At 41.2% G+C, this 23,925-nt stretch carries 22 protein-coding genes; 15 read left to right on the forward strand and 7 right to left on the reverse strand.

Going from position 1 to position 23,925, the window contains the following annotated elements; all coding sequences use genetic code 11:
* The first annotated feature begins 67 nt into the window (after positions 1-67).
* Positions 68-481 carry an MmcQ/YjbR family DNA-binding protein gene (locus ACMXYU_RS11465; protein WP_415898760.1) on the forward strand — a complete coding sequence of 138 codons (414 nt, stop codon included), beginning with the start codon at positions 68-70 and terminating at the stop codon, positions 479-481.
* Between the two features lie 6 nt (positions 482-487).
* On the opposite strand, the gene ACMXYU_RS11470 is transcribed toward ACMXYU_RS11465, so the two are convergent.
* Positions 488-2,755: a putative bifunctional diguanylate cyclase/phosphodiesterase gene (locus tag ACMXYU_RS11470; protein ID WP_415898761.1), complete on the reverse strand. Its 2,268-nt coding sequence runs from the start codon at positions 2,753-2,755 to the stop codon at positions 488-490.
* Positions 2,755-3,825, reverse strand: a complete 1,071-nt coding sequence (gene dctP / locus ACMXYU_RS11475; protein ID WP_415898762.1) for a TRAP transporter substrate-binding protein DctP — start codon at positions 3,823-3,825, stop codon at positions 2,755-2,757. Before dctP ends, ACMXYU_RS11470 begins: the two co-directional genes overlap by 1 nt.
* Positions 3,826-4,120: 295 nt before the next feature.
* Here dctP and ACMXYU_RS11480 point away from each other — a divergent pair, with 295 nt between their 5' ends.
* From ACMXYU_RS11480 to ACMXYU_RS11495, 4 genes are all read left to right on the forward strand, one after another.
* Complete coding sequence (locus ACMXYU_RS11480) at positions 4,121-4,999, forward strand: AraC family transcriptional regulator (RefSeq protein WP_415898763.1); 879 nt, start codon at positions 4,121-4,123, stop codon at positions 4,997-4,999.
* A gap of 263 nt (positions 5,000-5,262) precedes the next feature.
* On the forward strand, positions 5,263-6,873 hold the full coding sequence (locus ACMXYU_RS11485) for a methyl-accepting chemotaxis protein (RefSeq protein ID WP_415898764.1): 1,611 nt from the start codon (positions 5,263-5,265) through the stop codon (positions 6,871-6,873).
* A gap of 177 nt (positions 6,874-7,050) precedes the next feature.
* On the forward strand, positions 7,051-8,097 hold the full coding sequence (locus tag ACMXYU_RS11490) for a spermidine/putrescine ABC transporter substrate-binding protein (RefSeq protein ID WP_415898765.1): 1,047 nt from the start codon (positions 7,051-7,053) through the stop codon (positions 8,095-8,097).
* A complete protein-coding gene (locus tag ACMXYU_RS11495; protein WP_415898766.1) occupies positions 8,075-10,390 on the forward strand; it encodes a putative bifunctional diguanylate cyclase/phosphodiesterase in 2,316 nt (771 codons plus the stop codon). The genes ACMXYU_RS11490 and ACMXYU_RS11495 overlap by 23 nt, the downstream gene beginning before the upstream one ends.
* A 1-nt stretch (position 10,391) precedes the next feature.
* Here ACMXYU_RS11495 and ACMXYU_RS11500 read toward each other — a convergent pair whose 3' ends face one another.
* A complete protein-coding gene (locus ACMXYU_RS11500; RefSeq protein WP_415898767.1) occupies positions 10,392-10,850 on the reverse strand; it encodes a CreA family protein in 459 nt (152 codons plus the stop codon).
* 58 nt (positions 10,851-10,908) lie between these two features.
* Entirely contained in the window at positions 10,909-13,374 is a 2,466-nt protein-coding gene (locus ACMXYU_RS11505; protein WP_415898768.1) for a methyl-accepting chemotaxis protein, read from the reverse strand.
* Between the two features lie 297 nt (positions 13,375-13,671).
* Here ACMXYU_RS11505 and ACMXYU_RS11510 point away from each other — a divergent pair, with 297 nt between their 5' ends.
* A complete protein-coding gene (locus tag ACMXYU_RS11510) occupies positions 13,672-14,442 on the forward strand; it encodes a substrate-binding periplasmic protein (RefSeq protein ID WP_415898769.1) in 771 nt (256 codons plus the stop codon).
* A gap of 179 nt (positions 14,443-14,621) precedes the next feature.
* On the forward strand, positions 14,622-15,044 hold the full coding sequence (locus tag ACMXYU_RS11515) for a hypothetical protein (protein WP_415898770.1): 423 nt from the start codon (positions 14,622-14,624) through the stop codon (positions 15,042-15,044).
* Between the two features lie 65 nt (positions 15,045-15,109).
* Here ACMXYU_RS11515 and ACMXYU_RS11520 read toward each other — a convergent pair whose 3' ends face one another.
* Positions 15,110-15,655 carry a TetR/AcrR family transcriptional regulator gene (locus ACMXYU_RS11520; RefSeq protein ID WP_415898771.1) on the reverse strand — a complete coding sequence of 182 codons (546 nt, stop codon included), beginning with the start codon at positions 15,653-15,655 and terminating at the stop codon, positions 15,110-15,112.
* 519 nt (positions 15,656-16,174) lie between these two features.
* On the opposite strand from ACMXYU_RS11520, the gene ACMXYU_RS11525 reads away from it, so the two are divergent.
* The 7 genes from ACMXYU_RS11525 to ACMXYU_RS11555 all read left to right on the forward strand — a co-directional run bounded on the left by ACMXYU_RS11525 (position 16,175) and on the right by ACMXYU_RS11555 (position 21,311).
* Positions 16,175-16,651, forward strand: coding sequence for a YHS domain-containing (seleno)protein (locus ACMXYU_RS11525; protein WP_415898772.1), 477 nt, complete (start codon positions 16,175-16,177; stop codon positions 16,649-16,651).
* A gap of 52 nt (positions 16,652-16,703) precedes the next feature.
* Positions 16,704-16,991: a DUF2282 domain-containing protein gene (locus ACMXYU_RS11530; protein WP_415883922.1), complete on the forward strand. Its 288-nt coding sequence runs from the start codon at positions 16,704-16,706 to the stop codon at positions 16,989-16,991.
* A gap of 27 nt (positions 16,992-17,018) precedes the next feature.
* A complete protein-coding gene (locus ACMXYU_RS11535; RefSeq protein WP_415898773.1) occupies positions 17,019-17,930 on the forward strand; it encodes a DUF692 domain-containing protein in 912 nt (303 codons plus the stop codon).
* Entirely contained in the window at positions 17,920-18,702 is a 783-nt protein-coding gene (locus tag ACMXYU_RS11540; protein ID WP_415898774.1) for a putative DNA-binding domain-containing protein, read from the forward strand. The genes ACMXYU_RS11535 and ACMXYU_RS11540 overlap by 11 nt, the downstream gene beginning before the upstream one ends.
* 15 nt (positions 18,703-18,717) lie before the next feature.
* Positions 18,718-19,197 carry a DoxX family protein gene (locus ACMXYU_RS11545; RefSeq protein ID WP_415898775.1) on the forward strand — a complete coding sequence of 160 codons (480 nt, stop codon included), beginning with the start codon at positions 18,718-18,720 and terminating at the stop codon, positions 19,195-19,197.
* A gap of 82 nt (positions 19,198-19,279) precedes the next feature.
* Positions 19,280-19,615: a hypothetical protein gene (locus ACMXYU_RS11550; RefSeq protein WP_415898776.1), complete on the forward strand. Its 336-nt coding sequence runs from the start codon at positions 19,280-19,282 to the stop codon at positions 19,613-19,615.
* Between the two features lie 922 nt (positions 19,616-20,537).
* Entirely contained in the window at positions 20,538-21,311 is a 774-nt protein-coding gene (locus ACMXYU_RS11555) for an HD-GYP domain-containing protein (RefSeq protein WP_415898777.1), read from the forward strand.
* A gap of 36 nt (positions 21,312-21,347) precedes the next feature.
* Here ACMXYU_RS11555 and ACMXYU_RS11560 read toward each other — a convergent pair whose 3' ends face one another.
* Together ACMXYU_RS11560 and ACMXYU_RS11565 are read right to left on the reverse strand one after the other, a co-directional pair.
* A complete protein-coding gene (locus ACMXYU_RS11560; RefSeq protein WP_415898778.1) occupies positions 21,348-22,118 on the reverse strand; it encodes an alpha/beta hydrolase in 771 nt (256 codons plus the stop codon).
* A 45-nt stretch (positions 22,119-22,163) separates the two neighbouring features.
* Entirely contained in the window at positions 22,164-22,439 is a 276-nt protein-coding gene (locus tag ACMXYU_RS11565) for a flagellar motor protein MotB (protein WP_415898779.1), read from the reverse strand.
* A gap of 236 nt (positions 22,440-22,675) precedes the next feature.
* Between ACMXYU_RS11565 and ACMXYU_RS11570 the strand changes: the two genes are divergently transcribed.
* Positions 22,676-23,767: a methyl-accepting chemotaxis protein gene (locus tag ACMXYU_RS11570; RefSeq protein ID WP_415898780.1), complete on the forward strand. Its 1,092-nt coding sequence runs from the start codon at positions 22,676-22,678 to the stop codon at positions 23,765-23,767.
* The last annotated feature ends 158 nt before the right edge of the window (positions 23,768-23,925 follow it).

A 23,925-nucleotide genomic window follows, 5' to 3' on the forward strand; every position in this document is an offset into this window, starting at 1 on the left:
TAAATCAGGCATTATGTCTGAAGCAGGGTTTTATTTTTCATCACCATTCAGATCATTGGCAAAACACATGGATGCGAAAAGCGCTCAAGAATACTGTCTATCCCGTCCGGAATCACAACTAGAATTCCCCTTTATGCCCGATGTACCGGTCTTTAAGGTTAAAGGTAAAATGTTTGCTCTGTTAGGTCAGTGTGGGTCAAAAGGTAAAGAGCTTGGGCCTGAATTCGCGGATTGTCATTTCATTAATCTGAAATGCGATCCTGAAGAAGCGATGATGCTTAGGGATGTTTTCCCAGAAGTACGAAGTGCTTACCACATGTCTAAGAAACACTGGATCAGCGTTGTTTTAAAAGCTTCTATGCCGACAAAAGAGATCGAACGCCTTATTGATCGTTCTTATGGCTTAGTAGTGAAAAGTCTAAAGAAAGTAGAACGCCAACAACTAGAGCGTTTATATTCTGAAGAAGAGCTCTACCGATAAGATCATCTATGCATCGTTTTCATTAGCCTTAGTGTGCTCAGTTAGCCAAACGGCATATTTCTCTGGTGCTATCGGAGGTGAGAAATAGTACCCCTGCGCCATATGGCATCGATGTCGGATCAAAAATTCCAACTGATCTGAAGTTTCAACACCTTCTGCTACCACTTCTATATTTAATGCTTCAGCCATTGAAAAAATCGCATTAACAATCGCTATATCACCTTGTTCAAATGGCAACGTATGAATAAAAGATCGGTCAATTTTCAAAACATCAACAGGCAACTGTTTCAGATAACTCAAAGAAGAGTAACCAGTCCCAAAGTCATCCATCGCAATGGATACCCCTAAAGTTTTTAGCTTCTTCAGAGTACTCACTGAATGCTCAATATTCTCTATAACTGCGTATTCAGTAATTTCTAACTCAAGTTGACCAGGGTCGATGTCAAAGCGTGTCATTCGCTCTAAAAGGTAGTCAAAAAGGTTGGCGTCTTTAAGCTGACGAGGAGAAAGGTTAATCGCGATTTTATGTCCAACAATGCCCTCCTCTTTCCATTTGGCTAACTGCTTGCAGACTTGGAAAATGACCCAATAACCTAGATCGCAAATCAGATCGCTTTTTTCTGCTATCTCGATGAATTGATCAGGATAGTAAACCACCTCGCCGTCATCCAACCAACGAATTAGGGCTTCGGCGCTGTTGTATACATACTCGCCATCTTGGATTCGCACTTTAGGCTGATAGAATAGCTGCAGCTCATTTTTACTTAGCGCTTGTTTTAGTTCCTGCTCAATCCTTTGCTGGGCTTGCCGTTGAAGCTCCAAATCCGAGGAGAAAAACCGAACCTGTCCTCGGCCTGCCTCTTTCGCCTGATACATCGCTGTATCCGCCTGAATAATCAGGTCTTTGCCATTGTCAGAATCATTAGGGAACGTAGAGATACCGACGCTGGCCCCCGGTTTCATCACATGGCCATCAATAACAAAGTTTTCACCAGCCTGAGCGACAAGATCATCAGCAAGACCAATAAGATCGGTCGCATCATCAAAGTGAGTAACAATCACGGTGAACTCATCACCACCTATACGATACAAAATATCCGAATCGCGCAGGCGTTTTTTAAACTTTTCTGCAGCGCTGATCAGGAGCTTATCGCCAACTGCATGACCAAACTGGTCATTGGCCCATTTAAAATTATCTAGATCTAAATAGAGTAAACCAACTTTGGATTTCTCCCGGCGAGCACGTTTAATCTCTTCGTCTAAACGCATTAAGAAAGAGTGACGATTGGGCATCTCGGTTAGCGAGTCGTAATAAGCCAAAGCATGCAGTTTTGCTTCTGCTTCTTTTTTATCCGCAATATCGGACAATACACCTACATAAGTGACCTTATCATCTTGTCTCTCTACCCTGTTAAGGTTAAGCCAACCAGGGAACGTGCTACCATCTTTTTTCCGGCCGATCACTTCACCTGACCAACTACCATCAACAAGGAATTTATCATCTATCATTGCTCTGAAATCCACACCTTTCTCATCGAAAGGCTGAATATCGGGAAGCAACCCTAAGATTTCCTTCTCCTCGAAAAAAGTGATCTTGCTATAAGCAGGATTGATATCTACTAAACGGCCATGCTCATTAGTCACCAACACGGCTTCATCTAATGCATCTAAAGCTTGTTGCGCTACCTGTAGTGAACGCATAGGGGAAACTAGAGCAAATCTCAGAATGATATAGAGAGAGCCTACAAAAAGTAGACTTACAACCGCCACTTGTGTGATTTCTACAATAAGATTTTGATAAAGGCTTTCAGAAAGGGCCTTATCGCTGTAGCTCACCTCAACATTGCCGATACTAACCTCACCGGTTTTTATAGGGTATCGAATTCGATTATCAAAACCGCCCCATGCCACTGCGTGTTTCTTATCCTCAAACTGACGAATCTCTCCATCAATTTTGATTCGCCCCATATAAAGATGGCCGAAATTACCGTAGACCTTAATGCCCTCAACAAAGGGCGATGCCATTTCAGAATCAAGGATGGCAGAGGCCAGCTCTACCGAATAGGTGCGGTCATAAGCTTTTTTATAGACGTTCCAGATAGTAGGCCTAACCGAGTTGGCGACTCGCTCAGCAACAGAGAGGCCCCTTTCTTGCAGATTACTCTGCATCAATTCGGAAGCTACGCTAAATCGCACGATCACAAATACAGTCATTACTAAGAAAGTGATTAAACTCAGAATGACAAGGAGACGAACGGTCAGTCTACTAAACATTATTTATCGTATGGTCCAAACCACTGATAATAGTTGTTGTATGCTTCCTTGAACTCTTGTTTTTTCTCAATGATTTTCTTACTTAATGGATCGCGAGAAGCGTAGTCATCCAAAATACTATCTGAGACGATTCTCCAACGCTCGATATCCGCTGGACTCCATTTATTGATATTAAAATCATTCGCTAAGAATAGATTAAAGGCCTCAAAATCTTCCGTTTTAGCCTTTAATGTGGTGGTTAAAGTATAGGATTTAATTGCTGTTTCGAGAATGGCTTGCAGATCTGGAGGTAATTCATCAAATGCTTCTTTGTTAATTAGAAAATCTGCTAGAACAGATGGCTGCCATATTGCAGGAACAATGGCGTGCTTACTAATGTCATGTAAACCAAGGTTCCAGGCCCCACCTGCTGTGGTCCATTCTACTGCATCTAAGTCTCCGTTTTCCAAAGCAGGACGTATCTCTTGAGGTACAGTTGGCAGCGTATAAGCACCTGCAGCTGCCGCTAAAACTTCACCAGGCAAACCAGGTCCGATGCGAATCTTTTTTGCATGCAGATCATCTAAGCCTTTGATCTCTGTTTTTGACAACAATCCGAACTCCATCCCTGCCCACCACGCAGGGCGCCACATCAAGCCATCGGGGCCAGAAAGTTCATTAGCTAATCGCTGACCTTCTCCCGCATAGAAGAACATCATTGAGCCATCAAGATTCATAAAATCAAAGGGCCCTGCATTCATAAGTGCCCAAGCAGGGTGCTGCCCCGACCACCAGTTCGGCCAGCCATTACCCATTTCGACACGGCGCTCTTTGACCGCATTGTAGATATCTGGCCCACCGGTAATTACGCCACCTGGATGAGGCTTAATAATAAATCGGCCGCCGCTCATCGCTTTAACATTAGCAGCAAAGCGCTTTAGCTCTTTAAAATCGATACTGGTTTCAGTCGCTTGAGACTGCAGCTGCCAGGTATACACTTTTGCTTCTTTCTCAGTACAGCCAGTAAGTCCCAGCACGAATAAGATAGAAGAAAACGAAACGAGAAAGAACTTTAAGACCTGATGAAACATAATCTACTCCAGACAGACTATAACTTCACAACTACAATTGGGTGCTAAGTTAACTATAGAAACTAATACGCTTCTGTCTATTCACTATTATTCTCAATTAATAATTAAAACCTCGTAACGTACATTGGTAACACAATATCCTTATCAATCCTAGGATTATTAACTCACCCTCAAGAATAAACCCTCAATATTTCAATAAGTTAAAATCTTAACCTTTACTCCAATCAATACTAATCTAAATTGCGCAAACATTATCAGATAGAGCTCCTATAGCATGGAGATAGGAGGAGACATCATGAAACGAAGTACCGGAAACAGCTACAGACGACGCTTATGTAAAGTGATCGACTATATCTACGATAACTTAGAGAAGGATTTGGATGTAAACAAGCTAGCAGATATTGCCGCTATGTCTCCCTACCACTTCCATCGAATCTATCGAAAAGTCGCTGATGAAAACATCAATGCTACGGTGCGACGTCTTCGCCTACAAAAAGCAGCTTCAGAACTTATTCGGACTGATAACTCGATACTGACCATTGCACAATCAGTTTCCTATACCAGCTTGGAAGCATTTAGCCGTGCGTTTCATAAACAGTACGAAGAAACACCCAGTCAATATCGAGCTCGCTATAAACAGCCATCAGTAATCGAAGATAGTTTTCAGGCTAAGATCCCTCACATAGCGCAGGAGCGAAGGAATATGTTTGATGTCGAATTTATTGATATAGAAAAGCAAGGTCTGATCGGATATGAACATCGGGGTGACTACATGGAGATTGGGCAGGCATTTGAAAAACTATTTATGTTTGCCGGCACCCACAATCTTGTCACAGACGAAACCCGTTCGTTTGGTATTTACTACAACGACCCGGGTAGCGTTGACAAATCCGAGCTACGATCACATGCCTGCTTGACCGTTGAAGCTCCCATAAAAGCCAACATTGAAGATCAACCTGAATATTTAGAAATACCTTCTGGCAAATGTGTAACGATTGTATTTAAAGGCCCCTATTCAGAGCTAGAGAAACCATATGATTGGCTTTTTGGGGAGTGGCTACCACAAAGCGGTATGGAAGCAGCAAACTTCCCACCATTCGAGGAGTATCTCAACGACCCTAAAAATACACCGCCATCAGAGTTACTCACTCGAATTTATTGCTTAATAAGTTAAATAAACACGTGTTATGCAGGCTTATCCCAATTCTATAAGCCTGCTTTACACACATTCAAACAACTGTTTACAAAACCGCATATTAACCTTTAATTTCAAAAGGTTATTTACGCCTAAAAATCCCCCAGAAAGCATCATAAAAACAATACCTTCGATTACTTATAAGATCCCTAATATAAAGTGATTATCGATTAACCACTAAAGAGCAGAAATTCGATATAACCTAATTATCAAAGGGTCTAAGTACGATGGTTGTCACTAAGATGTCTGTTACGCACAAGTTAACAGCAATCATCCTGTTATTACTGAGTGTTAGTATCGCGATGAAAGCATACGACCTCTGGGAATACAGATCAGATTTATTACACGAACGTAAACTACAATCTAATCATGCTGTCTCCATGGCATATAGCATTATTGAGCATTACCAGCAGCAACAGGCTTCTGGTGTTCTGAACCAAACCGCAGCTCAAAAACATGCGCTATCAGCCCTGCAAGCTATGCGTTATGACAATGATAACTATGTATGGATCAATGACCTTGACGCTCGGATGATAATGCATCCCATCAAGCCTGAACTTGATGGCAAAGATATGAGTAGTTTTAAAGACGGCCAAGGTAAAGCCCTGTTTACGAATATCGCCAATACAGCCCGTCAAAACAACGAAGGCTATGAAGACTATCTTTGGCCTCGCCCTGGCAAGAGTATCGCAGTAGAAAAAATATCCTACTTTAAGCTTTTTGAACCTTGGGGTTGGGTGATCGGTACCGGCGTCTATGTTGATGATTTAGATGCTAGTTTCTATTCAAGACTTACAGAGGCTTTAGTATTTCTGGCTATTGTAATCCCATTCGTAGTTTGGCTATCAAGTATCATTTCCCGTTCTATAACTAAGCCACTGAGTCACATGACTGAAGTGATGGAAAATGTAGCTAAAGGTAAACTGATGGCTCGCATTGATATTCAAAACCAAGATGAGCTTGGCGATGTCAGTAAAGCAATTAATCATACCTTAGATATCCAACAACAGTTGATTCAAAAGTTAACAAACTCCAGCCACCACATTTTGAGTTCGGCTGAACAGATGGCTTCAACAACAGAACAAACTTCTGCGGGAGTTAAACAGCAACATGGGGAGACTCAGTTGTTAGCCACAGCTATGCAAGAGATGTCAGCCACAGCTCAAGATGTAGCTAACAATGCTCAACAAACGGCAGAAATCACCGTTCAAGCAGAAAGCACCGCACGCTTAGGTGATGAAATAGTAAAAACTACCATTTCTGCAATTAATGATTTAGCCGCGCAAGTCCAGTCCCAAGCCGATGTAATTACAAAACTCGAGCAAGACACGCTGCAAGTAGAGAGCATTCTGAGCGTTATCCGAGATATATCCGATCAGACCAATCTACTTGCTTTGAATGCCGCAATTGAAGCGGCCAGAGCAGGTGAGCAAGGCCGAGGATTTGCCGTTGTTGCAGATGAGGTACGCGTTCTGGCTAAGCGCACCTCTGAATCAACAGATCAGATTCAATCGCTAAATGACCGTTTAAAAACAGCTTGCCAGGGTGCCGTTAGCATGATGAGCAGTAGTCACTCAGAAGCACAAAACTGTATAGATCGTGCTGCTTCTGCAGGTGAACACCTTAATGATATCGTTCTTAATGTTCAGCAAATAATGGAGATGAACAGCGCTGTAGCCGAAGTGGTTCAGCAACAAAGCCAAGTAGCGGAAGAGATGAGTAACAACCTCAACAATATCTCGATGATTGCAGAACAAACTCAAGGCGGTGCAACACTTACAGCAAATAACAGTGAACAACTGGCATCTTTGGCAAGAGAGCTTCGCCAACAGGTACAGCATTTCCAAGTGTAATCTCGACAAAGTGGTAATGGCCTCAGGCCATTACCACTCTTCGCACTCCATTCCCTTATCTCTAATTCTTAATATTCCAAACTCCGAATAAGCCTCTATCAATAGCGCTCGAAGGCTGCTATAAAAAAGATAATGCTAATTGAGCCCGATCAAAAATAATAATAATGAGAGTCTGGTATGCGACGTTATTGGTATTTTTTACTATTACTCCTCCCTCTTCAGCTCAAAGCTGAAACTATTCAAATGCTCAACTGGGATGCTTATCTCGACCCCCAAGTAGAACAAGAGTGGGAAAGCAGCACGGGTCATACTGTTGAGGTAATCAAGTTTGATAGCGATGAAAAACGTGATGCACTCCTACTAGAAGCAAATCAGCACAATATTGATATAGCAGTTGTTGATGAAATCGTTGCAGAGCGCTTTGGAGAAGAAGGACGATTTGTAGAAATTAACGAACAAAATTTACCTAGTATTGAGCTGATGGGGAGTTTTTGGCGAGAACGTTGTGGAAAATATGCAGTCCCCTACTTTTGGGGAACATTCGGCATTATTTACCGTTCAGATAAGGTAACTCCACCACGCTCGTGGAAAGAGATAATTCAGCCTTCAGAGGACCTCAAAGGTCATATAGGTATGCTTAATGACTATACCGATCTCTTAGCTCCAGTCCTCTTCATGAATGGTGATCCTCTTAATACTGACAATTTAGAAACATTAAAGAAAACATTTAACAGCTTAAAACAGCAAGTTGATTATGTTTTGACATACGACTATCCCATTACATTTATAGAATCTTCACCTAAAGCGGATCAACTATATATGGCTGTGGGATATGGCGGTGATCAATTAGCAATGAATGAAAAAGTTGGTCAAGAGGGGCTTTGGAAATACGTTGTCCCTGAAGAAGGTACAGTGTTGTGGGTCGACTGTTTGGCGATACCTTCTAACTCTACAAATGTCGAAACAGCACTAAATTTCATCGAGTATTTAAACCAACCTAAAGTTGCTGCCAAAAATGCTGAACGTCTTCACTACGCAACCCCGAATGAGGCAGCACTGAAAGAATTATCAGAAGAGTTTAGAAATAACCCTGAAGTTTTCCCTAGCCAAGCGATCCAAAACAAAAGTGAACTCTACAAAAAGCTAAGTAATGAGAACATCAAACAACGTCTACGAATCACGAATGCTATAGTTAATATTCATGAATCTAAACAAACGCGCTAGCTTTCTCATACTTCCGATTATTTTTGTCAGCTATGCGCTAGCCGCCTTGTTTGCGTACGAACAACAAAGCCAATCTATTCAAAAATTAGAGCAACACAAACTCAATCTTCGCTTAAGCGCGCTGCACTCTGAATTCTCGACCTATGATCGTTTTCTAGATGCTTATCTTGTTTCTTTACTTGAAGGGGAAACCCTAGAAAACTTTATTCGAGACACCAGCAATATTTACCGGGATCGAATGCTAACGAATAACTTAGAATCAGCGATCGAGCGCTATTTCAATAATTTAACCGAATTCATTTCCCTAGCTGTTTTAGATGAAAATGATGATGTTCTTTTTTACATAGAAAACAGCACTGATCCTTTTTCTACCATTCGAGATGAACAACTTCGTTTAGCCGAAAATATTCAAGAAGAAAAGAAACTAAATATTTGGGAACACCACTTTCAATCGCATGGCACCATTATGCAACAGGGAATTGCGATCGATTCACGCACTCTCACTACCCCGTTGATCGTGCAACTGGAAGACACATATAAAGTCATCATTGCTGCAAAGCCCAGCGCCTTTGATACTTTATTAAAAGAAGTACAACAAGAGTTCCAAGCGATCGTTGTATTTACCGATAAGTACAATCAACCTCAAGCCAATAAGCTGTATGCAAATATTCAGCTCAAATCGAATTATTATTTAGGTATAACACCCTCACCTTCTTATTTGGGTAATCTACTAGCCAACCTTAAACAACGCTTACTATTTATTGTAATTTTAGGATCACTAATTACCTTCACTCTGTTGCAACTGTTGATCCGTAAATTTATCACTGCGCCAATATCTCAACTGGATCAACAGCTCACGGAGATCACGACGCATGAAAGACAAAATATTGATGCCCCACAATCTGATGATGAAATCGGTCGACTCGGCCGAAAGTTCCACAATCTCTATGAACAACTGCATCAGTCTTATCAAAAAAGCCACCAGCAATCTCGAACAGATGCACTGACTCAGCTACCCAACCGCGCAGCTTTTTACGAGACAGCATCTCATCAAATAGCGGAAGCCGAAAAAAGCGAAAGTGTTATAAGCTTGATCTATCTAGACTTAGATAACTTTAAATTTGTAAATGATAAGTACGGCCATGAGGTGGGGGATAAATTACTCCAAGCCGTAGCCCTGCGTTTAAATAACATTATCAACATTACCGCAAAAAAATTCGACGCGGAGCTTCCTCAAGCATTTCGCCTATCTGGCGATGAATTTATAGTTCTGCTGCCAAATGTATCAACCGAACAAGCACTGAAACTATGCGAGAAGATCCTGCACCTATTCGCCGACGGTTATCACTTTGAATTAGGGCACTTTCCAGTTACTGCCAGCATCGGCTTAGCAACTTACCCACAGGACGGCCATACATTATCCCAGCTAATCTCCAATGCTGATTTAGCTATGTATCAAGCCAAGAAATCCGGTAAAAACAAACAAGCGGTCTATTCAAAAGAGCTGGCTAAACGTGACCGTCAAAGAAAAGAGATTGAAACTAAGTTAAAGAACTTAAATCCCGACAAAGAGTTTACTCTCAACTATATGCCAATCATCAACCAAGATGGCTCGATCAAAGGATGTGAAGCCCTATTACGTTGGCACTCAAAAGAACTCGGTTTTGTCCCACCTGACCTATTTATTCCAATTGCGGAAAGTACAGGTATTTTTGAAAAGATTGATCTCTGGGTAGCCTGTAAAGCCCTCAATGACCTTCCCGAATTAGGTGAACTGTTCGGAGAACAGTTTGAGCTTTCTATAAATATATCTTCCGCGGAAATAGGGTCGGAACGTTTTATAAAAACACTAAAAAAGCTGAGTACAAATACGCAGATCCCGCTGAATAAAATTATTTTAGAGATCACAGAAACTTTCGCCTTAAACCAAGAACAGAATGCCTTAGGTTGGTTGAGTGAGCTACAAAAATTAGGCTTCCAAATCGCCATCGATGATTTCGGTACGGGCTATACCAGCCTGATGCAGATGGTTGATTATCCAGTGGATATCATCAAATTTGACCGCGAGCTGGTAAATAGAATCACCCTACCCGAGAAACAAACACTGGCAAAAGGCTTGGTAGACCTATGCCACTTCCAAGAGATTACGGTAGTTGCAGAAGGGGTCGAGACAGAAGAACAGCACAACCTACTTATTGAAGCAGGCTGTGACTTCCAGCAAGGCTATTACATCGCAAAACCAATGCCGATTAGCGACCTAGAACAATGGTTTACAGAGTACCAAAACAGCTAATTTACTTGGTTTTCTGATACGCCTCTGTTCCCCAAAGAGGTACAGTAGACAAGCTGTGCTTATAACTACCCGATGTTTCCTTGGTGGAGTAGGAGACATACATTAAGGTTTGCGATTTAGGGTCGTAGATACGGCGGATTTTCATCGATTTAAAGAAGATACTTTTCGACTGTTTAAAAACCACTTCACCTGATTTAGATTTATCGATTTTCTCAAGCATCGCTTTATTAATAATCCCTGTGCGACGGCAGGCAATGGACGAATCACTTGGATCAGCAAAGTCCAAGTCTGCTTCGATACTTGCCACATGACAAGTAACGCCTGTTACTATTGGGTCAACCAATACACTGATCTTAATATCCTTAGTAGTTAAAACTCCAAGCGATACATCCCCAACTTCCTGCTCATCACTACAAGCAGACAAACCTAACAGCGCTGCAACCAATAATAGTTTTTTCATTTTCATCCCTAAATAAATTTACGCCCGCTAAGTTTGCATGATTTTTCTGAAAACAGCCTTAATCTTCCGTGGTAAAACGTGTCATCAATTCATTTAAACGATTTGCTTGATCATGCATCGATTCGGCAGCAGCAGAAACCTCTTCAACCAATGCCGCATTTTGCTGAGTTGAATTGTCGATAGAGATGATAGAACCACTAACTGAATCGATACTGTCGGCCTGATTTTTACTGGTGGCTGAGATCTGACCTACCAATTGTGACATTTGCTGAATACTCTCGGTAATACCTTGTAAAGATTCAGAAGAAAGTTGTACTTGATCAGATCCCTCTTCAATCCTTTCCTCGGTGTCAGCAATCAACTTTTTAATATCATTGGCCGCTTGAGCTGAGCGTTGCGATAGTTGACGAACTTCGCTCGCTACAACCGCAAAGCCGCGACCTTGTTCACCTGCCCTAGCAGCTTCTACCGCTGCATTAAGCGCTAATAAGTTGGTTTGGAAAGCGATGCTATCAATTAAACCGGTAATCTCGTTGATGCGTTTGCTGGAGTCTTTAATTTCTGTCATTGCATCGATAGCACGAGCCATCACCTCAGTACCTTGCTGAGATAAATCCTGAGCTTGATCAGTCACTTGCTTGGCCTTTTGAGCATCACCTGCTGTACTGCGTCCTGCAATGCTGATCTTCTCCATACATGCACTACTTTCTTCCAAAGCAGCAGCTTGTTGCTGAGTGCGCTCTGAAAGATCATGGTTACCTAGCGAAATTTCTTTAGTAGCCCCAGAGACATCGAGCACAGCGTTTCTTACCTCTTTAACGAGCGTCCCCATACTTTGCTGACCGAAGTTAATAGACGCCTGCAACTCTTCAAATCGGCCTGAGTACTTTCCTTGAACCCTGGCAACTAAATTACCTTGTGCTTGAAGATCTGAAACTCGGACCACCTCAGCGGTAGCAGCACTGATCGTTTCTAAAGAATCATTCAGATTTTCTTTAAGCGTATTTAATTGCCCTGGAAGAACATCATTAATACGGCCATCGAAATTCCCCTTAGCCATCGCAGCCATGATGTTATTCACACTCGCTACCGCACTACCAATATTTGCCATAGCATCCTGAGTAATAGTCAACATGACCTGATATTGGCCCGGTAGTTTAGTATCGATCTGGCTATCAAATTCACCCGCAGAGAGTTGCTCCATCAACTGACCAATCGCGTGCATACTTGCTTCAGTTTGATCGGCACTCTGATTAATCGCTGTTTTGAGATCGGCTAGATCACCTTTCAAATTACGCTTAACCCGCATTGAAAAGTTACCCTCAGCCATCTGACTCATAACTTGCTTAGTATCTGCTAACGCTTGTTGAGTCATCTCCAATAAAGTATTTACGGCAAGGCTTGCCTGACCAATTTCATCTTGCGAATTCACGGGTAATCGAGCTGAAAAATCACCTTTTTCTTCAACATCCGAAATGGTTTTCGATAAGAGTTGGATTGGTCGTGTAATACCTGCAGAGATTTTCCAAGCAAGGACGATAATCGCGGTAGCGCCGAGAACACCAATGATCGCTATCCAGAGTTTTAGCGTTGAGACTGCAGCAAAGGCTTCGGCTTCATCTATTTCAACTAATAGAGCCCAATGAACCCCATCAAGATCTAAACGTGTGAATGACGACAATACTGGGTTACCGTTGTAATCGACGATTAAACGACTGCCTGTTTGGCCACTCAATGCATCCTTAACCGCTTCCGTTTTGACGCTCCCTTTTTTAGGATTTGCAAAAGATGCTTCTACTGAATGATTTACCGGATCCAGGTAGGAATCAGAACGCATGAGGTAGTCAGATCCCACCAGATAGGACTCTCCACTCTCACCCATACCTTCGCGGATTCCCATGATCTTATTGATAGGATCAAGAGGAATTTGTAAAGCAACAACTTGTATCAACTCTCCAGCATCATTAAACACTGGCGCTCCAATAAACCCAGCAGGCGCACCATTACTCGGTGCATAAGGCTCAAAATCAACTATCGCGTATGATTCAGTCTCAACTACCTTTCTAAAAAGATCGCCTAAGTTGGAATCTTTGTACTGCCCAGACATTAAGTTGGTTTGATAATCCGCTTCTAAAGCCACGGTATAAGAGATAAAGCCATCAGGCTCAATCAAGAACAGGTCATAGTAACCATAGCTATCTAAGTATTTTGAAAATAAGTTTTTACCCTCAACATTGACCTCCAAAAGAACGTCGGACAATGAATCAGTTTTGATAAAGGTAGCGACAACATTAGAGAGCCCAATGACATCGCGCTTACTCACTTCAAAAAAATTTTCGATTTGTTTAGTTTTAATACCGCGCACGGCATCTAACTGTTGGTAACTTTGCTCCGATAAGGAGCTACTCGCTTTATAGATAGCGATCAAAGCCAATACGGCAAATGGAATCAACCCAATTAACAAAAAGTTGATTCTCAGCTTTTTACTAATATTCATACCGTCGAAGAACGATGTCTTACTCATCTCAAGGCTTGCCTTTTAGGTCATTAACTACAAAAAATTACACTTAATAACGCAAGTATACTGCACCAATTTGGCGCAATTATTAACGGACAAAATGCAAGGGTATAAACCAAGGGGGAGAACGACCCATTTACGCTTCGCAAAAAATAATGTTAGCTATACTGGAAGTAGTTTCAGCTTTTCAGAAAGCTGACCTTCGGCTTAAACTCAGAGAAAAATATGAAGTATTTTCTATCGCTGTTTCTCCTGTTATTCGCACTGTCACCCATAGCTAACGCTAATGAGAAAACTATCATTATGGGCTACAAAGCGATTGCTAAACCTCCTTTAATTGGAAGCAACGGGGATAATTCAGGGCTTTATTTAGACCTCTTTGAAAAAGCAGCGGAACGTATCGGCTATGAGCTAGTTGTTGTCAGAATCCCCAAAAAGCGGCTTCATTTTGAGCTCTCGAGGGGAACAGTCGATTTCTATCCCGGTTCCTCTTTCTCACAAAAGAGAACAGGCTATATTTTCTATCTTCCAAATGGACTGCAAACAAAAGAGGTACTCATATCCCTAGATAATCGACCTGAAATAAAATCCATGGATGGGATTGAAGGACGGCTTATTGTTGAACTCTCAAGCAGTAAGCTGGAATGGAACCAAATCTACCCTAAGTTGACCATTTCTCAGATGGGCAAGCTATCCATGGAAAAGGTCATCGAAGCACTCAAAACAGGTAGAGGTGACTTTTACATTGCTGATATCGAGATCGTAGATCACTATAAGAAAGTAAATTACTTAGATAGATATGAAGATATCGGGATAAAGATCCACCACAATGCGATCAACCAAGCTTTTATTCCGATGAATATGGGATTCTCCCGCAAGTCCAAACTCTTTTCTGAATATCCAAACCCTAACTTTTCACCTGATGACGAAATCAGTATTAAGAACTTTTACACCATAGTGGACAAAGACTCAGTCGCTTATCAGTTTTACCAAGCATTGGATCAACTGAAACAAGAGGGTTACACACAAAAGCTTTATGACCAGTATTTCAAGCAAGCTACAAAGAAGGATTGAGTAGTCCGAACCAAAGGGGAACTTTCTAATTAGCTCCACACCTCGCAGTAGATTCCATACTTTAACTTTGGAGTAACGTCGCTTTTTTATGGACTTATGGTGTAAATAACTTCTAGCAACAACGCTACTCTATGTGGCTCGTGCCCCACTTGGGTATACAGCAACAAGGATAAGCGCAGATGAAAGTCCCATCGAATTACCCTATTAATCAAGCTAATAGTTATAAAATAGACTCAAACAAAGTTGAGTTAAACCAAATTCATTCAGTATTTGATCCGAAAGAACTACAAATTTTGAGCACGGAAGAGGAGCAAAAGATACTTTATGAACAAGCAACGATCCCACAATCAACCGTCATAGAACATCAAGGAAAGCTCATTGCTTCTTTTGCCGAAAACGGTTGGCGGTATTTTGCTAAGAGTAGTGACTTCAATGAAAACTACTCAAATTTATCTGATACCCAAATTATCGCGGAATTGACAAAAAAGTATGGAAAAGCGCTTTCCATTACCAATTACCCTCTAGGTGCAGGCCCTACAAAAGCAGAACTTTTCGAAAGGGTTCATGGCCATCAACTACGATTTATTGATGACCATGTATAATTTTTAGTTTACAAATTAAGAATGGTTTACATGCAACAGCAACTGCTTAAAAATAAAATTCGACATTAGATCTTTTTAAGAATTTCGATGCTTTTATCAGTAATTTCGTCGCAATTACCTGTCATATAGGCCATCGTAATAGCCCCTTCTTGCATAATACAAATTGCATCCAAAAGATCAGGATTCCCCTTCCCTAAATACTTCTGGATTAAATTTCTAACCTCTTGTTTGTGGTAGCCACAGTATTGAGATATTTCACATTCAACATCACTAAACTCGGCTGAAGTATTAATAAAAAAGCAGCCTCGAAAATCTCCTAGTTCTGCTTCCAAGCCCTTAAACCAACCATTTAACGCATTAAACACAGCTTCAATTACATCTGTTTCAGATTGAGTACCAACCAGCTTTTTCTCTAACCAAGCCATAAAGTTGTCATGCCTCTGCTCCAAGGCTGCCAACACCAATGCATCTTTACTTTCGAAATGATTATAAAGGGTACGTTTAGCAACCCCTGACGACTTTAAAATTTCATTTATACCGATGGAATTAATGCCATTTCTGTAAAAAAGCTTTAACGCAGTATCAATCAGTAACTGCCTCTTTTGACTCATTGTTATCTCCTATCAAAGCCATTCCATCTTGGCAAAAGTAGTACGATTTGTCTACTTCTAATAAAAAAACCAACTGATTTTATGCGTCTAGCTGAATGCTCCTTCTACTTTTTGAAAATTAATTTATAAAAAACGATTGACACAAGTAGACCGATCTGTCTATTTTATTGAGTAGACAAACCGTTCTACCACTTTAGGGAGGGATTTATGAATCAGGTTGTTTCAACTCTATTCTGCGGATTTAACTTATCTTCAGTCAGCACATTATCTAAATTTGTTGAATCTCGGCTAAACAAGGCAATGACCTTCAGCTTGATATGCAGTGCCTTAATCTCTCCTATTGCAAAAGCAGAATTTCGTAAATCAGTACCCCAACCAAGTTTTGGAGCATCAACTCCATTTACAGGACTGCTAGCGGCTTACTGTCTGCCTGTCAGTCCTAACCTTCTCTCAAAACCCATCATTCAGTTAGAACCAAAATTCGTTGAGGTTCATTTAATGCTGATAGAGGAAAACCAAATGAAATTTACAAAAAAACTGAAAATGGCTGCTACAGCGGGCGCACTATTAATGAGCAGTATGAGCTTTGCTCAAGCAATCAATATTGGAACCAACGATTTAGCGATCAAAGGTTACGACCCAGTTGCGTATTTCACACAAAACCAAGCGATTGAAGGCTCAGCTAAATTCACCGCAACGCATGAAGGGGCGATCTATCGTTTCAGTAATGCATCAAACCGCGATCTATTTAAAGCCAATGCAGATAAATACGCTCCACAATTTGGTGGTTACTGTGCAATGGGTGTAGCACTTAACAAGAAGCTAGACGTAGACCCAAGTGCTTTCTATATCAAGGACCACAAGCTTTACCTCAATTTAAATAAAGATGTGCAGAAAAAATGGCTGACTGATATTCCAGGTCATCTAAAAACTGCAGATCGCATTTGGCGTGGCATTGAAGACCTAACAATCGCTCAAGCAAACGCAGAAGAATAATTAACAGTGCCCCCATATTTACATGAGTTCAAAGGAACTGGAGAAAACCAAAATGAACAATAAACAACATGTAGCAACAACCGCTCTAGCAGTCGCTCTTTCAACCATTGCAACCCTTCCCTCTGCTCACGCAGCAGGTAAAGAAAAGTGCTACGGCGTTGCACTTGCAGGCCAAAATGATTGTGGCAATTTAGCCGGCACACATTCATGTGCAGGCCAGTCCAAAACCGATAACGACCCAGGCGAATGGAAACTTGTCGCAAAAGGCACTTGTAAAGAGATGGGAGGCCTACTGAAAGCTGAAGCTAAAAAACGTTACGCCGAACAGCAAAAATCGTAATGAAATACGCTCATTAGGAGAACAAAGATGTCCTGCCTCTACACGGATAAATTTACCAAAAAAACCTGTAAAGCGATGATCGGTGTGGGTTTACGCCACCAGCATTATAAGGAGGCATTACTGGGAACATCGTCCATTGATTTTGTAGAACTGCATGCCGAAAACTTCTTTGCCGAAGGCGGCATTATCCCTGAACTATTAAACGATATTGCTCAACAGTATCCAATTAGTTTGCACTCTACATCGATGGGTCTAGGTTCAGCAATTGGGATAAACAGAGAGTATCTGCTGCGCTTAAAGCGCCTGTCACAGCAGATTCACCCCATTTTAATCTCTGATCACGCTTGCTTTACTTGGAGCCATTTAAATGGGAAATCAGTGCACGCAGGAGATCTTTTACCGCTTGAATTTACGCAAGCAAGCCTAAAGGTTATGGCGGAGAATATTGACCAAGTTCAACAATTACTCGGTCGACAAATTCTAGTAGAGAACTTGTCCGCATATATTACTTTTCCCCATTCACAAATGAGCGAAACGGAGTTTCTCTCACAATTAGTACACTTGACCGATTGTGGGTTGTTACTCGACCTGAATAACTTACTTGTTAATGCTCATAATTTCAGTGAACAGCCCGCTTTAACCAATGCTAAAGACTGGATAGATAAAATTCCCATAAACGCCGTAGCTGAAATACACCTAGCAGGTTATGCGCCTGTGACGCAGGGTGAATTGATTATTGATGATCACAGCCAACCTGTATCAGACGAATGTTGGGCGTTGTACCACAGCACATTACAATTAACTGGTCCCGTTACGACCCTTATTGAATGGGATAACGATCTACCCTCCTGGCAAAAACTATTACAACAAGCAGAATACGCAAAATCAGTCATGCAAAACTTAACTCTTCCAACAGAGGAGTTGGCACATGCCATCTGAACGCACTGCTTTAGATAACCGCCAAGCAGCACTTATGAATATGATATTCAGTGGCATTCACTCTTCTACCGAACATCTATTCCACCCTGCGGAACAAGGAATCAAAATCTATAGAAACAACTTGTTAGTTACCGCAACTAGAGCGCTGTCTCTAAACTATCCAGTCATTGCGAAAATGCTGGGGCCTATACCCATGAGGCTTTTAACTCAGCAGCTTCTAGAGATAGAGCTACCTAACAGCGGTGACTGGGCAGACTATGGTAAAAGCTTACCAGCTCTAATAAAGAAAGGCCCTTTACAACAAGACCATCCTTATTTGGAAGCAACCGCAAAGCTTGAATGGCATTTAAAGCAAGCGGCAAGAAGTACAGCGACACATTTGGATATTGCTTCTCTTTCTCACCTTTCCGACACTGATTTAGGCACGGTTTATATCCAACTAGGAGAACATATAAACCTGCTAACAAGTGCCATTAGAGTTGATGAGCTTTGGCGACTCCATCAGCCAGGCAGAAATAAAGACTTACTTAACAGTGAAAACCTATTAACTGTTCTCATACCTCAAGATAAACCGTACTGGTTTGTGATCTACCAAAGAGACCATCTTCCCTGCATCAAATCAATCTCTGAAGCAGAGTATCGATGGTTCTCAGCCATACAAGCTGGCCACAGCCTTTCTGACCTTCTAGGGCAATTCCATCAGTTTGACTTTAGCCAATGGTTATCTGAAGCCATTGAACAACAATGGCTAAAAAAACTCTGCAAGCGATAAGATAAGGAGCTCATAATGATTCACTGGATTAGAAGCACATACCAAAATTATTTAGACCACGAAAAAGTACTCAATAAAGCTCATATTGTGGCATCTATATTGGCTAGGTTTTACATAGCCCAAGTATTTTTCAATGCGGGTTTAACCAAAATACAGGATTGGGACACTACGCTATTTCTTTTTGAAGAGGAGTATCAAGTCCCCTTCCTGTCATTTGAACTAGCTGCTGTACTTGGAACCATGAGTGAGCTAACCCTTCCCATCTTATTATTTACAGGATTATTAACTCGCTTAGCAGCCATAGGGCTATTTATCGTAAACCTTGTCGCTGTCATTAGCCTTATCGAAATAGCACCAGCAGCACTTTATTTGCACTACATTTGGGGCCTTCTTCTAACTCACATCATCATTTACGGTTCCGGCCCTATTGCACTCGATAATGTGGCCCAAAGAATTAACCCGAAAATGCACCTAAATAAAAAAATACTCACTTAGAACTGGCTAGGCTCAGAGGAAGTCAAATTTAAGGCTTCCTCTTATATCCCTACCCAGAGTTAATCAATCAGATAGGATACATATGATGCAAATGGACAATAGAAGTAACTTTAAAAGTGTAGCCCCGTTTGACAGCAATAAGCTGGCTATAATGACTCCAAATCAACAACAAAGGCTTCGAGATTTACAAATAAATATTGGGCAAAAGTTAGTTATCAAACATGATCTGGAGGTCATCGCTTCTTTCAGTACAAATGGCTGGCGCCACTTTAAAAATGCTGATGATGTAAAGAACAGCTATTCTTTAATGACCGATCTAGAGTTAGTCGCAAAGCTAAAAGAGAAATACGGTAACTCACTGTCTATCTTTGAATACCCAAGGGATGAAAGACCCACTCTCGCCGAGGTTTACAGATAGTCTTTAGAAACTTTTAAATTAATACTCATTATCTCTTCCAATCAGGTTTCGCTTATTTATTTTCAAAAGACAGGCATTCTTAACTCAGTGTCATTGTCTTCAGAACAGAACAAACACTACCTTATAATCTCAATCCCTGATTTTGCTATCAGGCCTGCCATCAACACTGATGTTAACAGCCTTCAATTGATCTATCGCACCTTTTGTACATTTGCATCTCACGACACTACGCAGTGATGCATTCACTAGGCTAAATTTAGAAAAGCAATAACCCAGCCACTAGTGAATCTGAACTGGTACAACTTTGATGAAGCAAAGTATAAAAACAATCACGGTTAAGAAAATCTTAGTGTTAGCGTTTTCTTTCTTGATCTGTACGTTGATTATTATTGGAGTTAATTTTCAGGAATTAATTAATTCCACAATGCGAGATAAAGGTATCTCTATCGCACAGTCTATTGAAAATACGTTAACTCATCATATGCGTGATGGGCTCTTTCGAGATGAAAGAAGAAATTGTTCAGACTGCAAACTCATTACCTGGTATTCAAGATCTTAAAATTATCCGCACCCCAAAGATGAATTACCAATTCAGTTTGCCATCTCAAGACGACCTCATATCCATTCCTAGAATCAAAGAAACCTTCGACAGCAAAAAAATCTATATATAACTGCCAAACCCCTTTGAAGATCCAGCTTTAATTCAAATCGCTTACCCCTACTTTGCAACGGCTAGGCATGGTCTTAATTGCGTCACCTGTCACGATGCTGAACATGAAGATGTTTTGGCTGTATTGGATTTTAAGGTAGACACCACACAATATCGTTGGATGTCAGCTACCTACCTTTACACGCTAATGGCTTTTTACCTATTAACCTTGATAGGCGTCGCACGTCTTTTATTCTGGTCCTCGATAAAAACGTGACCGCACCATTACGCTGGTTAGTTAAACGAACAAAAGAGAGCTACGAACAGCATGTCAGCATCGATACACAAAGAATAGAAGCCTTAGAACTGGATTACTTTGCCAACAAAGTTAATGAATTTAATGAACTCGTTCTAAAACGAAATCAAGAACTTGAAGAAATAAACGAGGAGATAATTCTCACACAAAAAGAAATTATTTTAGCCATGGGTAACACCTGTGAAACTCGTTGCCAAGAAACAGCAAGCCACGTAATACGTGTTGCAGCAGTAAGTGCTTTGATCGCAAATAAAGCAGGATTACCACAAGAAGAATGTGAAACGATACAAACTACAGCCCCTATGCATGATATTGGCAAAGTCGGTATACCCGATGAAATTTTAAAGAAACCGGGCAAATTCACGCCCGAAGAATACAAAATCATGCAAACCCACTGTCAGATAGGTTTCGATATTTTTCGTCATTCAGAACGACCGTTATTAAAAACGGCGAGTATCATTGCTCTTCAGCACCATGAACGCTGGGATGGTGAAGGCTATCCACAAAGTCTTAAAGGCGAAGATATTCATATATACGGAAGAATAGTCGCCATCGCTGATGTCTTTGATGCGCTGATATCACCACGTTGTTATAAAACACCTTGGAGCCCTGAAAAGGTATTCGACTATTTCAAAGAAAAAGCGGGAAGTCAGTTCGATCCTAAACTAACCCAACTGTTACTCGATAATTTCGAGCAAGCACATCAAGTCGTCCTGAAATACCATGAATAGTATTAGCTAGGTTATTTAACGATAGTTAAACCCGTATCAATATTCCGAGGTTAACGAACGCAACAGTCCATGGTAGTTTGGGGCAGAGGAAATACTGCTATGACCTTCGTTTTCAAAACGATAAACGGTCGCTAAACCTGGACTAAATTGACGGTATAGTCTCATCGTATTATCTGGAGAAATAACTGTGTCATTAGTCGCTAAAAAAATTGACGTTTTAGCTCTGACCTTGGGCGCATATTGCCAAGATAAGTATTTATCTTTTAATAACAGCGATACAGGAATACCCCAATAGCGTTCACTCGCTACATCCTCAATACTGCTATAGGGCGTTATCAAAATAAGTTGCTTCGTGGGCTTTTTAGCTGCCAGCCGAGTCGCAATACCGGTTCCTAGACTTCGCCCCATCAATACGATGTCAGCGTTATCTTCGGCCACTTGTTCGTACAAAGCTAAAGCGTCTTGATAGATAGATTCTTCACGAGATTGTCCATCGCTACCATAACCTCGGTAGTGCATTAGATATAATGAGTAATGCGGGAAGAGCTGAGTAAATTTAGCCAAACGCTGCGATACATCTTCAGCATTGCCACCGAAATAGATCAGCGCTTTACCTGTATTCCTAGTTTGAATAGTAACGACTGTATTGCCAACGTCCGTAGGAATCAACAGAGTATGCTCATCCCTAGTTTCTTTTCGCTCTTGTGGAAAATAGAGGAGGTTATCCTGATTAAAGTAGAGAAAAGCGCAAAGCAGTAGGTAACCAAAGCCACCTAAAAATATAAATTTCAAGACTGCTTTTTTCATAACCTAAAACTCGCTATGCGCCTTTAAAAGATTTTTTAATTAGGCTTATTCAACCAACAATACTTCAATACGGCGTTTTTTCGCACGACCTTCAACTGTGCTGTTATCTGCTACAGGTTGCTGATCTGCAAAGGCGCGTGCTTGTAAGCGTTTTTGAGCAACGCCCAGTTCAACAAGCTTATGTAATACACTCAGTGCTCTTGCAGAAGAAAGCTCCCAGTTAGTAGGAAACTTATCAGTTAAAGCCCCTTTCACCTGAACATTGTCAGTATGACCAGCAACAACAATTCTATTTTGATCTTGTTTAATCGCGGCTGCCAATTTTTCGATAATGCGACACCTTCCTTAGAAAGCTCGATATTACCTGATGCAAACAAAACTTGAGGACCCAAAGTCAGCTTAACCGAATTAAGATTTATACGAGCGAAACGCTACAACTGGTCGGAATGAACAAATCTAGATTAAACGCCCGTTTTACTCATATAGGTCAATACATTAGCTCTCCATTTTCTATACAATGACAAAATCTAATATAAGGATTTTAGAGGGTTTCCCCGATGTTCTTCTCTGGTAAGTTGAACCTGCAAATTAAAGATTTACAAACTGAGATCGAAACGCTTAAAGCCGACAATGCGAAGCTTATCGCCGAGAATCAAGAATTGACTCGTCGCTGCTATAACCTTGAGAGCCAACAGTCCTCTCAAGAGGCAAATGATCAAAGAGAAATTTGTTCTGCATGGGTTCAAGGTGGAAGCCTTGTTGCCAAAGTAAGAGAGACCATCGCAACAACGGCTGAAAACTTGGAACAAGAGAAGCAAAGTTTGGGCAATTCAATGTCCATCTTCGACGAAACCAAACTAGCCGTGGAAAACATTCTTGACCGTGTTCAAACTATTCAATCAAATGCGCAAGAAGGCAACGCTAATGTTAAAGGCCTACTAACTTTATCTGAGCAAATTGAAAAATTTGTTGGGGTTATCCGTGACATCTCTGATCAAACTAACCTCTTAGCCCTTAATGCTGCAATAGAAGCAGCACGTGCGGGCGAATCTGGTAGAGGGTTCGCAGTAGTAGCAGACGAAGTACGAAACCTTGCTCGAAAAGCTAGCGAAGCCAGCGATGAAATTGCTGGTTTAGTAGGACAGATCAGTTCTAAAACGTCTATAGCATCAGATGATATAGGTCAGGTAGACATTTTAAGCAGTGAGGTCGTTGCATCAGCAGAACAGATCAAAGCGGGCGTAAAAAATGTTGTATCACTATCAGATCGCATGAACACAATAATCAGTGCCAGTGCTGCTGACACCTTCATTGAGACGGTTAAGCTTGACCATATTAATTGGAAAAATAATGTCTATGAGGGCATTGTTGAAGGCAAATTAGATCGCTTAGATTCTTTAGCGGATCATACTTCTTGCCGTCTCGGTAAATGGTACTACGCAGGTGCAGGCAAAGAGAACTACAGCCACTGCGGTAGTTTCCAAATCCTCGAAGCACCTCACGAAGTGGTTCATACATCAGGTCTAGCAGCGGTAAATGCCGCAAAAGCTGGTGATATTAGAACTGCCGCTATACATCTCGCTAAAATGGAAAAAGCAAGCTTAGAAGTAGCTGACGCTTTAGATCGCTTGAATTCCGAAATTCACTAAGTCTTAAAGAAAACGTTCGGGCCTGACATGAGCAACTCATATCAGGTCCACCATCCCCGCATCCAAAATTATTTGGTTTTCCCCAATAGAGCCTAACCTCGAATCAACTTTTCAAAGCCCCTATCAATCACATAGTTCTTTTCCAAGAGCCATCCTGA

The sequence above is a fragment of the Neptuniibacter sp. QD48_11 genome (assembly GCF_047778095.1).
Lineage (GTDB): Bacteria > Pseudomonadota > Gammaproteobacteria > Pseudomonadales > Balneatricaceae > Neptuniibacter.

What these genes read in the sequence shown, in the direction of transcription:
- ACMXYU_RS11500 (WP_415898767.1), bottom strand. Translation starts at nt 10,850, where the DNA reads ATGAAAAAACTATTATTGGTTGCAGCGCTGTTAGGTTTGTCTGCTTGT.
- ACMXYU_RS11525 (WP_415898772.1), top strand. Translation starts at nt 16,175, where the DNA reads ATGAAATTTACAAAAAAACTGAAAATGGCTGCTACAGCGGGCGCACTA.
- ACMXYU_RS11560 (WP_415898778.1), bottom strand. Translation starts at nt 22,118, where the DNA reads ATGAAAAAAGCAGTCTTGAAATTTATATTTTTAGGTGGCTTTGGTTAC.
- ACMXYU_RS11535 (WP_415898773.1), top strand. Translation starts at nt 17,019, where the DNA reads ATGTCCTGCCTCTACACGGATAAATTTACCAAAAAAACCTGTAAAGCG.
- ACMXYU_RS11515 (WP_415898770.1), top strand. Translation starts at nt 14,622, where the DNA reads ATGAAAGTCCCATCGAATTACCCTATTAATCAAGCTAATAGTTATAAA.
- ACMXYU_RS11570 (WP_415898780.1), top strand. Translation starts at nt 22,676, where the DNA reads ATGTTCTTCTCTGGTAAGTTGAACCTGCAAATTAAAGATTTACAAACT.
- ACMXYU_RS11545 (WP_415898775.1), top strand. Translation starts at nt 18,718, where the DNA reads ATGATTCACTGGATTAGAAGCACATACCAAAATTATTTAGACCACGAA.
- ACMXYU_RS11495 (WP_415898766.1), top strand. Translation starts at nt 8,075, where the DNA reads ATGAATCTAAACAAACGCGCTAGCTTTCTCATACTTCCGATTATTTTT.
- ACMXYU_RS11505 (WP_415898768.1), bottom strand. Translation starts at nt 13,374, where the DNA reads ATGAGTAAGACATCGTTCTTCGACGGTATGAATATTAGTAAAAAGCTG.
- ACMXYU_RS11530 (WP_415883922.1), top strand. Translation starts at nt 16,704, where the DNA reads ATGAACAATAAACAACATGTAGCAACAACCGCTCTAGCAGTCGCTCTT.
- ACMXYU_RS11485 (WP_415898764.1), top strand. Translation starts at nt 5,263, where the DNA reads ATGTCTGTTACGCACAAGTTAACAGCAATCATCCTGTTATTACTGAGT.
- ACMXYU_RS11480 (WP_415898763.1), top strand. Translation starts at nt 4,121, where the DNA reads ATGAAACGAAGTACCGGAAACAGCTACAGACGACGCTTATGTAAAGTG.
- ACMXYU_RS11470 (WP_415898761.1), bottom strand. Translation starts at nt 2,755, where the DNA reads ATGTTTAGTAGACTGACCGTTCGTCTCCTTGTCATTCTGAGTTTAATC.
- ACMXYU_RS11550 (WP_415898776.1), top strand. Translation starts at nt 19,280, where the DNA reads ATGATGCAAATGGACAATAGAAGTAACTTTAAAAGTGTAGCCCCGTTT.
- ACMXYU_RS11490 (WP_415898765.1), top strand. Translation starts at nt 7,051, where the DNA reads ATGCGACGTTATTGGTATTTTTTACTATTACTCCTCCCTCTTCAGCTC.
- dctP (WP_415898762.1), bottom strand. Translation starts at nt 3,825, where the DNA reads ATGTTTCATCAGGTCTTAAAGTTCTTTCTCGTTTCGTTTTCTTCTATC.
- ACMXYU_RS11540 (WP_415898774.1), top strand. Translation starts at nt 17,920, where the DNA reads ATGCCATCTGAACGCACTGCTTTAGATAACCGCCAAGCAGCACTTATG.
- ACMXYU_RS11465 (WP_415898760.1), top strand. Translation starts at nt 68, where the DNA reads ATGGATGCGAAAAGCGCTCAAGAATACTGTCTATCCCGTCCGGAATCA.
- ACMXYU_RS11520 (WP_415898771.1), bottom strand. Translation starts at nt 15,655, where the DNA reads ATGAGTCAAAAGAGGCAGTTACTGATTGATACTGCGTTAAAGCTTTTT.
- ACMXYU_RS11510 (WP_415898769.1), top strand. Translation starts at nt 13,672, where the DNA reads ATGGGCTACAAAGCGATTGCTAAACCTCCTTTAATTGGAAGCAACGGG.